Genomic DNA, 1357 nt, shown 5'->3' with positions numbered 1-1357 from the left:
TCGACGGCGCGAACCTCAACGCCCTGGTCGGCCTGGCCCAGCCGGGCAAGTTCGGCGGCGACGTCTCGCACCTGAACCTGCACAAGACCTTCTGCATCCCGCACGGCGGCGGCGGCCCCGGCGTCGGCCCGGTGGCCGTGGCCGAGCACCTCGTGCCGTTCCTGCCCGGGAATGCCGCTGTCGCGGCGCATGAAGGCAAGGGCATCCCGGTCTCCGCGTCCGAGTTCGGCTCGGCCGGCGTGCTGCCGATCTCCTGGGCCTACGTGGCCATGATGGGAGGCGAGGGCCTGACCAATGCGACCAAGACCGCGCTGCTGGCCGCGAACTACATCGCCTCCCGGCTGAACGAGCACTTCCCGGTGCTCTACACCGGCGAGGCGGGCCTCGTGGCCCACGAGTGCATCCTGGACCTGCGCGAGCTGACCGCCCGGACCGGGGTGACCGCCGAGGACGTGGCCAAGCGCCTGATCGACTACGGCTTCCACGCCCCGACCCTGGCCTTCCCGGTGGCCGGCACCCTGATGGTGGAGCCCACCGAGTCCGAGGACCTCGGCGAGATCGAGCGGTTCATCGACGCGATGATCTCGATCAAGGGCGAGATCGACCAGGTGGCCGACGGCGACTTCACGGTGGAGGAGTCCCCGCTGCGGCTCTCGCCGCACACGGCCGCCGCGGCCATCAGCAGCGGCTGGGACCGCAAGTACAGCCGCGAGCAGGCCGTCTTCCCGCTGCCGAACCTGAAGGTGGACAAGTACTTCGCTCCGGTCGGCCGGATCGACGGCGCCGCCGGCGACCGCAACCTGATCTGCTCCTGCCCGCCACCGGAAGCGTTCGAGAACTGATCCCGCCCGCCCGATCACCGATAGGACCAAACGATGAGCACTGATACCTCCACCGGGCGCTTCACGGCCCTCTACGGGGAGCACCAGAAGCTGGGCGCCTCCTTCACCGACTTCGGCGGCTGGCAGATGCCGCTGAAGTACGGCAGCGAACTGGGCGAGCACAATGCCGTCCGCTCCGCCGCGGGCCTGTTCGACCTCTCCCACATGGGCGAGGTGTGGGTCGAGGGCCCTGAGGCGGCGAAGTTCCTGAACTACGCGCTGGCCGGCAACCTCGGCGCCGTCGCGGTCGGCAACGCCAAGTACTCGCTGATCTGCAACACCGAGGGCGGGATCATCGACGACCTGATCTCCTACCGCTTCTCCGAGCAAAAATATTTGGTGGTCCCCAACGCCGGCAACGCGCCCACCGTCGCCGCGGCCCTGGCCGAGCGTTCGGTGTCCGGGCCCGACGGCGCCTTCGACGTCACGGTCACCGACGCGTCGGCCGGCACGTCGCTGATCGCCGTGCAGGGACC

Annotated in this window: 1 protein-coding gene and 1 pseudogene; both read left to right on the top strand. The window is 69.6% G+C overall.

Annotation, left to right across the window (positions count from 1 at the left end):
- Window positions 1-842 (top strand): annotated as a pseudogene (locus LVY72_RS24060) (glycine dehydrogenase (aminomethyl-transferring)); the annotation flags it as partial.
- A 33-nt stretch (window positions 843-875) separates the two neighbouring features.
- The coding region (locus LVY72_RS24055) for an aminomethyltransferase family protein (RefSeq protein ID WP_504863711.1) at window positions 876-1357 on the top strand (482 nt) is incomplete at its 3' end.

This window comes from Arthrobacter hankyongi, assembly GCF_022012395.1.
Classification (GTDB): Bacteria; Actinomycetota; Actinomycetes; order Actinomycetales; family Micrococcaceae; genus Crystallibacter; species Crystallibacter hankyongi.
Note: the sequence above shows the minus strand (reverse complement) of the source record. Positions and strands in the feature narration are given on the sequence as shown.